The following is a 9,667-nucleotide window of genomic DNA, read 5'->3' on the forward strand; positions in this document are numbered from 1 at the left end:
GTGGTTGGGGGGGGCGGGGCGGCCCCCCCTCGCCGGGGGTCGCGGCGGGGGGCCGCGCCGCGCGCCCCCCCCGCCCGGCGGCTCAGCAGTACAGGTTGTTGCCCGCGGGCACGCCGAGGATGCCGACGAACCGCTGGTAGGCGTCCACCCGGCTCTGGACCTGGGCGGGGTTGCGCCCGCCGCACTCCAGCGACCCGTTGATGCTGCGGATCGTCTCGCCGAAGCCGTACCCGTTGACCATCGCGTTGTGCGGGGTCATGGTGCCCGGACCGGACTGGGTGTTCCAGTACCAGAGGGCGGTCTTCCAGGCCACCGAGGCGTCGTTCTGCACGAGCCACGGGTTGGTCAGCAGCGGCAGGCCGAGCGCGTCGCCCGCCGCCTTGTAGTTGAAGTTCCAGCTGAGCTGGATCGGACCGCGACCGTAGTAGGCCGCCTGACCGGCGGGGCAGCCGTAGGGCTGGCCCGCGTCGCAGTAGTGCGGGTAGTTGGCCTGGTTCTGCTCCACGATGTGCACCAGGCCGCCGGTCTCGTGGTTGGCGTTGGCCAGGAACGCCGCCGCCTCCTGCTTGCGCACGGTGTCGCTGCCGGTCTTGGCGAAGCCGGGGTACGCGCTCAGCGCGGCGGTGAGCCCGGCGTAGGTGTAGAACGGGTTCCGGTTCGGGAACATCTGCCGGAACTGCGCCTCGCTCACCACGAAACCGCCCGTCGCCGGCGGGTTGGTCGTGGTGGTCGGCGTCGAGCCGCAGGTGTAGGGCTCCCAGTACCAGGTGCTGATGGTCGGGTCGTAGCCCGGGTTATCGTGCTCGGCGATGTAGAACCTGCCGTCGGTGTAGCGCACGATGCTGCCGGCGGGGTACCACTGCCCCTGCACCCACGCCGGGTGGTCGCAGGACGACGGCGGGGGCGTGGTGCCGCCGCCGCAGACGCCCTGGTCGGCCCAGACGGCGGCCGAGCCGGGGGTCTCGTTCTGGGTCCACCACTTGGCCTGCCAGTTGCGCCCGGCGTGCGACGCCGTCATGCCGCCGGTGTAGACGGCCGACGGGGACCACGCGGACGCGCAGGCGGCCGCGGCGGCGGTGTTGGCCACCGCGACGGTCAGCGCCGCCCCGACCACGAAGGCGGCGATCGCCGCCACTACGCGGAATCTCGACACAAGATCACTCTTTCCGTTCGAGCGCCCTCGGACGTGTGACGGGGGCCACTCAACCGGAATGGTCTACACCAGTCAAGCCCGAACGCGAACTTTCCCCACGTCCCGTGGGAGCGCTCACACGGTCGGCCGAACGCCGTCCGCGCCCGCGCCACCGTTCTCCACGCCCGTCGGTGGAACCGGAATTCGGCAGGACCATCGGCGACGAATCATTTGTGCGGCGGCGTAACGAAGTTCGCGCGTGCTCGATATGTCCCGTGACTGCGCGAGGCGCTCGAACCCCCGGGACGCTGCCATGACGCCACCGAACCCCGTCGCCCCGGCCGAGGCCGGGAACCCTTTCGACGATTTCCGCAAGTACCTGGAACCGCTCGGTGTCGAGGCCCCGGAATGGCTCCTGAAAGCGTTGTTGGCGGTCCTCGCGCTCGGCGTCGTCGTCACCGCGGTCAAAACCGTCACGCCGGTTCTGCACGAGTCGTGGAACGTCGTCCGCTGGCTGGTGGGCGGACGGCTGGCCGACGAGCGGCGCAGGCGGCGTCGGCGGCAACTCTTCGCGCAGCACCTCGACGACCGGCTGCGGCACCTGGAACTGCAGGAGGACTGGCGCGACGAGAAGTACGCCGAGCTGGAAGCGGAAGTGGAGATCGAGCACAGCAGGCGGTGGCAGTGGGCGCGGAAGCTGCTGCCGGTGCGCGGCTCGACCCTGCGGCGCGTCCGCTCGTTGTCGCACGCGCTCGGCAAGAGCGACGAGCGACTGGTGCTGCTGGAGGGCGAGCCGGGCGCGGGCAAGAGCGTCGCCCTGAGGCACCTGGCCCGGCTCCTCACCCGCCGGGCGTCGACCAGCCGGGACATCAAGGCCACGATCCCCCTGTACCTGAACCTGAAGCAGCTCGACGTGCGACCGGAGGACATCACCGCCGAAGCGGTCCGCGAGTTCGTCCTCGCCACCCTCGACGAGGCCAACAGCCGAGACGTCCAGGAGGTGCTGGACACCGAGTTCGACCGCGGCCTGGAGGAGGGCACCTGGCTGTTCCTCTTCGACTCCTTCGACGAGATACCCGACATCCTGTCCGCCGAGGACGCCCGCCGAGTCGCCCCCCGCTACGCGCAGGCGATCGCCGACTTCCTGGGCCCGTTCGGGCGCTGTCGCGGCATCGTCGCGTCCCGCGACTTCAGCAGCCCGGACATCCGGCAGTTCACCCGGTTCCGCATCCTGCGCCTGTCCCCGCGCCAGCAGCAGCGGCTGATCACCCGCGCCGACCTGGACCGGCGGGTGGACCGGGCGATGCGGGCCGGCCTCGCGACCGCGTCGCGGGACGTCTCGACCTTCGCGGGCAACCCGATGTTCCTGGGCCTGCTGTGCGAGCACATGCGCAACAACGCGACCTTCCCGACCGCGTCGCACACGGTGTTCGAGGACTACCTGTCGCACCGGCTGCGCCGCGACGCCGCGCGGATCGAGGCCAGGTTCGGCATCACGGCCGACTTCGTGCGCGCCGGGGCGGAGGAGGCATCCTTCCTGATGGCCTCCGTGCCCAGGATGGGCCTCACGCCGACACGGGAGGCGCTGATCAGGGCCGCGCCCGCGCAGGAGCGGGTCAGTCCGCGCCTGCTGGGCACGGTGCTCCAGGCGTTGGAGTACACCAAGCTCGGCCGGACCGACGTGAACGCGACGGGCGACACCACGTTCTCCTTCGTGCACCGCAGGTTCCAGGAGTACTTCGCGACCTGCGTCGTCATCGGGGCACCCGGGCGCGTCACGGTCGACGCGCTGCTGGACGACGACCGGTGGCGGGAGACCGCGGTGACCCTGCTCCAGGTCCAGGACGGGCAGGCCGTCGCCGCGTTGACCGACGAGGCCACGGCCAGGCTCCGGCGGTACGCCGACGAAGTCGACGGGGCCGGCCCCTTCCGCTGGCCCGCGGGCTGCCTGCACCTGCTCGGCATCCTGGCCACCGGGCTGGAGACGCACCCGGCGGCGGTCACCGACGAGATCCGCGGACTGGTCGACCGGGTGCTGGAACGGGCGTGGACCGAGGGTCACCGGCTGCACAAGCGGCGCACGCTGGCGTTCGCCAACCTCGCCACCGCCACCGTCACCGAGCGGCTCCTGACCGAGGCGTTCCGGTCGCGCAACGAGTACCTGCGCGAGGCCGCCTTCCGGACCGCGGGGGCGCTGCCCGCACTGAACCCCGTGCTGCGCGCCCGGATCCGCCGGGCGCTCCTCGGCCTCGCGGCCGGACTCGACGTCCACCGCAAGCGCGCGTCGACCGTCGCGCAGGTCAAACGGCTCTCACGACCGACGGAGTTCCTGAACCTGCTCAACCTGCTGTCGATCGCGATGCCCATCGCCTTGGCCTTCTCGGCGGGCGGTTTCCTGGTCCCGGTGGTCGACTTCGTCGCGCACTACGAGTCCCTCGGCGTCGCGGAGCGGCTGATGGGAGCCGTCTTCGGGAGCTTCATGCTGGTCACCGTGGTGACGGTGGTCATCTCGGCCGCGTTCCGGACCGCCTCCGCGACGGGTGGCGGGGGCACGCTGGACAAGGCCCTGTCCCGGGCGGCACTGCCCGAGTACCGGCTGTTGGCCGCGACTTCGACCACCGTGCTGCTCGGGACGAACGCCGTGTTCAGCCTGCTGGTCACCACGCAGGTGGCCGCGCTGCTGGGGTGGTACTCGATCGCGGGGTGGCTGGCCCTCGGGTTGTTCGGCGCGCTGTGGCCCGCGGCGGTGATCTGGGCGAGCCGCACGGGGATCGGCACCAGCCCCGCGTGGTGGCCGCTGCTGCCGTTGCTGCTGGTGGTCGTGGGCGGCTACCGGGTACCGCGGTGGTCGCGCGCCCGCCTCGGGCAGGTGCGGGACTGGCCCGCGGCCCGGCACAGGGTGGCACGACTGCTGCGCACCCGGCTGCCCCGACTGGGGAAGGCGCTGGTGTCCGTCGGCGTCGCGGGAACGGTCGCCACCGGAGCCGTCACGCTGGTCCTCGGCGTGCCTGTGCTGGTGCCCGTGGTGATCTGGCTCAGCGGCCTGGCGCTCGTGGTCCTGCTCACCGCGCTGGTGGCGAGCAGCGGCGTCTTCCTGCTGCGACCCGCCGGTCGTGCCCGCACCGCGGACCAGGCGCTCGACCTGCTCGCCCGCGCCCGCAGCACGACGGCGGTCGGTTTCGTCGTGGAGCGCTTCGGCGCCCGGGGCATCGCGCGCGATCCCGACGTCCGCTTCGCGCTGGAGAACCTCGTCGGCGAGATCGAACAGGCCCAGCGGCGCGCCGACGACGACCCGGGCCTGCTCCTCCGCGACGCGTGCCCCAGCCTGGCCGCCCGACGCACGCCCCGACACCCCCTCCTCGACGCCTGGCCACTGCGCGCCACGACCCGGCTCCAGGTCCGCTCGCTGAGCGAAGAGGTGCTCGACGACCTCGCCCGGCTCGTCGAGCAGGAGTGAGCGCCGGGCGGGAGGTTTAATGGCCCGGTGCAGTGGACGCGGTACTGGCGCGCGGCGGACCGGCCGCTCGAGGCGATGCACGCGCACTTCACCTCCCACCGCTACCACCGGCACAGCCACGACGCGTACTCGTTCGGCGTGACGGAGCAGGGCGCGCAGGCGTTCCGCTGCCGGGGCGGCACGCACACCAGCGCGGCGGGCGAGGTGCTCGCGTTCAACCCCGACGAGGCGCACGACGGGCGGACCGCGTCCGACGACGGGTTCACCTACCGGATCGTCCACATCGGACCGTCGCTGGTCGCCGAGCTGCTGCCGCGCCTGCCGTTGTTCCGCGACCCGGTGGTGCACTCGCCGCGCCTGGCCGACGCGCTGCGCCACCTGCACACCGCCCTCCAGGAGGGCACCAGCCTGGCCCGCGACGAGCACCTGATGCACGCCGTGCGCGCGATGGCCGCCCACGTCATGCCGCTGCCCGCCGCGACCGGCACGCCGGGCGACCCCTCCGCCGCCCGCGACCTCATCGAGGCGCACCACGCCGAGGACCTCACCACCGCGGCCCTCACCCGGGCGACCGGGCTGAGCCGCTTCGCGCTCTACCGCGCGTTCCGCGCCGAGTACGGCCTGTCCCCCAGCGAGTACCAGCGCCAACGCCGGCTGCGCGAGGCCAGGCGGTTGCTCGCGGCCGGGCGCACGGCGGCCGAGACGGCCACGCTCACCGGCTTCGCCGACCAGGCGCACCTGACCCGCTGGTTCCGCCGCTGCTACGGCATCACGCCCGCCGCCTACGCCCGCGCGGCGACCTGACGGGACGTCGGGCGGCAGGCACGTCCGGCCGACCGTGACACCGTTGCATAACTGTGTTGTAGTTTGGTCCGATCGCCGGTCGCCCCGACGCCCGCGACTCCGGACACTGACCGCATGCCGCACATCGAGCTGAACAACGCCCTGCCCGGGATGGCCGGGCTGATGAACTACCGGCCCGAGACCGGGCGTCCGCTCAGCGAGCTGACCGAGGTGTTGTTGCGCGGGCCGAGCGACCTGTCGCGCGGCGAGCGCGAGCTGATCGCCGCCCACGTCTCCGAGCTGAACAGCTGCCGGTTCTGCGCGGGCTCGCACGGCGCGTTCGCCGCCGCCCAGCTCCCGGAGGACTACGCGCACTCGCCGAAGATGCTGGCGCTGCTCGACATCGCCACGGCGGTCACCGAGAGCGGGCACAAGGTGACCGCCGACCTGATCGCCGCGGCGAAGGAGCGGGGCGCGACGGACGTCGAGGTGCACGACACGGTGCTGATCGCCGCGATGTTCTGCGCGGCGAACCGGTACGTCGACGGGCTGGCCACGTGGGCGCCGGACGAGCCGGAGGCGTACCGGCGGATGGCGGAGAAGATCGTGCCCGCCGGCTACACCGCGATCATCGGCATGAGCTGACCGCGCGCCGGAACCCCGCTCACCGGCGGCTGCCCGTGCGGTCGACCGGCACGACGCGGAGGTCCGGGCGGCAAGGGTCCGCCCGGGGCCCGGGGTCGGCGACGCAGCCCGCTCGAAGCGGTCCGCCCCGGGTCCCGGCGGCAGCACCACGACGCCGGCCCCGACCCGTCGGCGCTCACCGCCGCCCGCACGGGCGTCACTTCCGGGCGCGGCACGACCGGACCGGGTGATCTCCGCGGTCCGGCCCCACCCCTCGGCGTGCCGAGCACGCCCGGTCGCGCCCGAGCCGAAGCCGGGCAACGCGGTCCCCCACCCCACCGCCGCACCCCGTGTGCGCTGACCAGCGCCTTCGGCTCACCGAACCACGCCGACCACGCCGGCCGCCCCCGCTTCCCCCTTGGGCCGCCCGAGTGAACGTTCACAGCGCGTGACCTCAAGTTAACTGGAGGTCAAATTCAGTCTTGTGATTGTGCGCCGAGTCACCCTAGAGTCGCTGGGAGCGCTCCCAGGGAGCGCTCCCAGAAGCGTCGTCAACCGTCAGAGCAGACGGAGGAGACCCAAGTCCATGAGATCGCTTCCCTCTCCCCGGTGGCGCCGCCAGGCCACCGCGGTCCTCGCAGCAGTGGCGGTGAGCGGCGCGCTGGCGTCGGGTACGGCCCAGGCAGCCGAGTACGAGCGCCTGATCAACGGCACGTTCAGCGGCGGCACGCTCGACCCGTGGTGGGCCAGCGCCGGCGTGACGAACCGGCTCACCAACGGCGAGCTGTGCGCCACGGTCACCGGCGGCACGGTCAACCCGTGGGACGCGCTGATCGGCCAGAACGGCGTGCCGTTCGAGGCGGGCCAGTCGTACACCATGTCGTTCGACGCCTACGCCTCGGTGGCCCGGCCGGCGGCGGCGGTGGCCGGTGAGGGCGTGAGCCCGTACCGGCAGATCGCCAAGCAGGACATCGCGCTGACCACGACGAAGCAGCACTTCAGCTTCACGTTCACCTCGGAGCTGGACTTCCCCGACGCGGGTCCCGGCCAGGTGACGTTCCACCTGGGGGCGCAGGCCGCCGACACCACCGTCTGCGTGGACAACGTCTCCCTGATCGGCGGCGTGAAGCCGCCGGGCGGCGACGCCGGCCAGCCCGCGAAGAAGATCAACGTGGACCAGGTCGCCTACGTGCCGGGCCTGCCCAAGCACGCGACCCTCACCTCCACCGCGACCACGCCCCAGACGTGGACGCTGAAGAACTCCGCGGGCACGACGGTCGCCACGGGCCAGACGACGCCGAAGGGCGCGGACGCCGAGTCGGGCGACTCCACGCACCTCATCGACTTCTCGTCGTACGACACCGCGGGCACCGGCTACACGCTGACCGTCGGCACGGAGACGAGCTACCCGTTCGACATCGGCACCGACGCGATCAAGAAGATGCGCTACGACTCGCTGGCGTACTTCTACCACAACCGCAGCGGCATCGAGATCGAGGCGCAGTACGTCGGGGCGCAGTACGCGCGCCCGGCCGGCCACCTCAACGTCGCGCCGAACCAGGGTGACAACAACGTCCCCTGCCTCGCGGCCCTCAACTGCGGCTACACGCTGGACGTGCGCGGCGGCTGGTACGACGCGGGCGACCACGGCAAGTACGTCGTCAACGGCGGCATCTCGGCGTGGCAGGTGCTCAACACCTACGAGCGCGCGAAGCTGATCGGCGACGCCTCCGCCCTGGGCGACGGCAAGCTGGCCATCCCGGAGAAGGCCAACAACGTGCCGGACATCCTGGACGAGGCGCGGTGGGAGGTCGAGTTCCTGCTGAAGATGCAGGCGCCCGACGGCATGGTCCACCACAAGATCCACGACCAGAACTGGACCGGTCTGCCCCTGCTGCCCCACCAGGACCCGCAGGCCCGGCGGCTGTCCGCGACCAGCACGGCCGCGACGCTGAACATGGCCGCGGTGGCGGCGCAGTCGGCCCGCATCTGGAAGACGATCGACCCGACGTTCTCGGCCAAGGCGCTCGCGGCGGCCACCAAGGCGTACGCGGCGGCGAAGGCGAACCCGAACAAGATCGCCGACCCGAACGACGGCACCGGCGGCGGCTCGTACAGCGACTCGGTCCTGACCGACGAGTTCTACTGGGCGGCGGCGGAGCTGTTCACCACCACGGGTGAGTCGTCCTACCGGGCCGACCTGACCGCGTCCCCGCACTACAAGGGCGCGAGCCTGAACACGAACGGCTTCGACTGGGGTTCCACCGGCCCGCTGGGCGACATCACGCTGGCCCTGGTGCCCAACGGCCTGCCCGCCGCCGACATCGCGGCGATCAAGTCGGCGTTCACCGCCGTGGCCGACGCCCACCTGTCCCGGATGGCGACCCAGGGCTACCCCGCGCCGTACAGCCCGGCGGACGGCAACTACGTGTGGGGCTCGAACGGCCTCGTCGCGAACAACATCTCGGTGCTGGCGCTGGCGCACGACTTCACCGGCGCGGCCAAGTACCGCCAGGGCGTGTTCCAGGGCCTGCACTACCTGCTGGGCCGCAACCCGCTGTCGTACTCGTACGTCACGGGCTACGGCGACCAGCCGGTGAAGAACGTCCACCACCGGCACTGGGCGAACCAGCTCGACCCGACCCTGCCCAACGCGCCCGCGGGCGCGCTCTCGGGCGGCCCGAACGCCGGGCTGCAGGACCCGATCGCGGCCCGCCTGCTGGAGGGCTGCGCGTCGCAGAAGTGCTTCGTGGACCACATCGAGGCGTACTCGGTCAACGAGGTCACGGTCAACTGGAACTCGGCGTTCGCGTGGATCGCCAACTGGGCGGCGGAGAAGGTCACGACCGCGCCGCCGGTCGACACCACCGCGCCGTCCACGCCGGGCGCGCCGGTCGCGTCCGACATCACCACCACCGGGGCCAAGCTGACCTGGACCGCGTCCACCGACCCGGAGAGCGGCGTCAAGGAGTACGACGTCATCTCCGTCGAGGGCGACGCGCTGCGGGTGGTCGCCACGGTCACCTCCCCGTCGGCGACGCTGACCGGGCTGCGGCCGAACACCGCGTACCAGTTCGCGGTGGTCGCGAAGAACGGCGCGAACCTGCGGTCGGCGATGTCGCCGCAGACGACCGTGCGGACGAAGTCGGACGGCGTGGCGAACTACTGCCGGGTCGTGTGGCAGGCGTCCACCTGGTCCAGCGGCATGTCGGTGAACATCACCGTGACCAACACCGGCACCCAGGCGTGGAACGGCTGGAAGCTCGAGTTCACCCTCCCGGGCAACCAGAAGATCTCGCAGGGCTGGTCGGCCACGTGGGCCCAGTCGGGTCAGGCGGCCTCCGCGACGAACCTGTCGTGGAACCGCACCGTGGCGCCGAACGCGTCGGTGAACGTCGGCTTCAACTCCTCGGGCTCCGGCTCGACGACGCCGCCGACCGACTTCCGGGTGAACGGGAACCCCTGCACGGTGGGGTGACCTCCTGGGCGGACGGCCTGGCACCACAGGCCGACCGACTGACCGGGGGGGGGGGGGGGCCCCAACCACCCCCCCCCCGCGCGGCGCGCCGCGCCCCCCGCGCCCGCGCGCGCGCGCCTCGACGCCCGGCCCAGGGCTCTGGTCGCCGGTCGCCAGGCGGGCGCGGTGCTGCTGTTCGACGCGCCGGACCGCA

5 protein-coding genes are annotated in these 9,667 nt (G+C 72.3%); 4 read left to right on the forward strand and 1 reads right to left on the reverse strand.

All coding sequences use genetic code 11. The annotated features are described in order from the left end of the window. Nucleotides 1-82: 82 nt before the first annotated feature. Nucleotides 83-1,135: a glycoside hydrolase family 19 protein gene (locus ACFXGA_RS38185; RefSeq protein ID WP_378097417.1), complete on the reverse strand. Its 1,053-nt coding sequence runs from the start codon at nucleotides 1,133-1,135 to the stop codon at nucleotides 83-85. A gap of 310 nt (nucleotides 1,136-1,445) precedes the next feature. Here ACFXGA_RS38185 and ACFXGA_RS38190 point away from each other — a divergent pair, with 310 nt between their 5' ends. The 4 genes from ACFXGA_RS38190 to ACFXGA_RS38205 all read left to right on the forward strand — a co-directional run bounded on the left by ACFXGA_RS38190 (nucleotide 1,446) and on the right by ACFXGA_RS38205 (nucleotide 9,474). Beyond that, nucleotides 1,446-4,589, forward strand: coding sequence for an NACHT domain-containing protein (locus tag ACFXGA_RS38190; RefSeq protein ID WP_378097420.1), 3,144 nt, complete (start codon nucleotides 1,446-1,448; stop codon nucleotides 4,587-4,589). Nucleotides 4,590-4,616: 27 nt separating this feature from the next. Beyond that, entirely contained in the window at nucleotides 4,617-5,393 is a 777-nt protein-coding gene (locus ACFXGA_RS38195) for an AraC family ligand binding domain-containing protein (RefSeq protein WP_378097423.1), read from the forward strand. A gap of 114 nt (nucleotides 5,394-5,507) precedes the next feature. Next, nucleotides 5,508-6,017, forward strand: coding sequence for a carboxymuconolactone decarboxylase family protein (locus ACFXGA_RS38200; RefSeq protein WP_378097426.1), 510 nt, complete (start codon nucleotides 5,508-5,510; stop codon nucleotides 6,015-6,017). Nucleotides 6,018-6,582: 565 nt separating this feature from the next. Next, nucleotides 6,583-9,474: a glycoside hydrolase family 9 protein gene (locus ACFXGA_RS38205; protein WP_378097429.1), complete on the forward strand. Its 2,892-nt coding sequence runs from the start codon at nucleotides 6,583-6,585 to the stop codon at nucleotides 9,472-9,474. Nucleotides 9,475-9,667 lie beyond the last annotated feature (193 nt).

The organism is Actinosynnema sp. NPDC059335 (assembly GCF_042752395.1).
Lineage (GTDB): Bacteria > Actinomycetota > Actinomycetes > Mycobacteriales > Pseudonocardiaceae > Actinosynnema.

Coding starts and splice junctions, on each gene's coding strand:
- ACFXGA_RS38190 (WP_378097420.1), top strand. CDS start 1,446: ATGACGCCACCGAACCCCGTCGCCCCGGCCGAGGCCGGGAACCCTTTC.
- ACFXGA_RS38200 (WP_378097426.1), top strand. CDS start 5,508: ATGCCGCACATCGAGCTGAACAACGCCCTGCCCGGGATGGCCGGGCTG.
- ACFXGA_RS38205 (WP_378097429.1), top strand. CDS start 6,583: ATGAGATCGCTTCCCTCTCCCCGGTGGCGCCGCCAGGCCACCGCGGTC.